This is a genomic window from Arhodomonas sp. KWT, from assembly GCF_010993615.1.
Genome location: NZ_WNXE01000650.1, coordinates 1 through 945, shown reverse-complemented (window position 1 = coordinate 945; position 945 = coordinate 1). Strand labels below are relative to the sequence as shown.

Annotated in this window: 1 protein-coding gene and 1 pseudogene; both read left to right on the top strand. The window is 73.2% G+C overall.

Going from position 1 to position 945, the window contains the following annotated elements:
- A pseudogene (locus G7A99_RS21455) lies at positions 1-234 on the top strand (oxidoreductase); the annotation flags it as partial.
- On the top strand, positions 231-945 hold a 715-nt coding region (locus G7A99_RS21450; RefSeq protein ID WP_163143949.1), incomplete at its 3' end, for a putative inorganic carbon transporter subunit DabA. The pseudogene G7A99_RS21455 and the gene G7A99_RS21450, both read left to right, overlap by 4 nt.

Genomic DNA, 945 nt, shown 5'->3' with positions numbered 1-945 from the left:
CCGCCGCCCGCGCCCGGCCCGCTCGCGTGGGCGCTCATGGCCCTGGCGTTGATGAGCTTCGCCGCCGTGGCGGTGGCGCAGACGCTGTTCCCCCTCTGGGCCTGCCACCCGGCCGCAACCGGCCTGCGCGTCCACCTCGCCAACGGCCTGTACGCCAATGCCCTGCTCGACCGGCTGCTCGGCGCCTGGCGCGTGAACGACGACATCCACGCACACCGGAGAACGACGTCATGAACCTGGACAGCGGCAGCATCAACCGCGCCGCGGAAGACGCGGTCAGGGCCGTCCCGCCATCCTGGCCGCTGACCGGGTGGATCGCCGTCAACCCCTTCGCCGGTCACACCGGGGACGACCTCGCCACCGCCATAGCGCGGCTGGAACGGGTGGCGGGCTGTGCGGTCACGCCCCCGAGGTCGTGGCACCTGGAGGCGATCCGCGACGGCCGCATCACCAACGGGGATCTCGAGGCCGCGCTCGCAGCGGCCCCGCCGCACTGGCGCTCCGTCACGGTCGAATTCCTGAAGGCCGCGACCGAGCAGCCGCGGCCGCGGCCGCTGCCGAGCGTTGCGGAGCTGGCCGCCAGGGCCTCCGGCACGGACTGGCCGGCCCTCATCGAGGAGCGTGTCGGTGCCTGGGCGTCCGCCTACTTCGACGAGGGACAGGCGCTGTGGCCCATGCCGCCGGCCCGGGACCCGTTCGTCTCCTGGCGGGAGACGGCCACGCGCGACCTCACCCCGGAGATCGCGGGGCTGCAGGGCTTCGCACGGGAGATCGCGGAAGGTCCGGCGACCGCGGAGACCCTCCTCACGGCGGCCACACAATACCTCGCCGTACCGGAGCAGGCGGTGACCTCCTATTACCACCGGCTGCTCATGGACCTCGGCGGATGGGCGCAGCTGGCACGTTACCGCCTCTGGCGCGCCGAGCTGAACGACGACACGGACC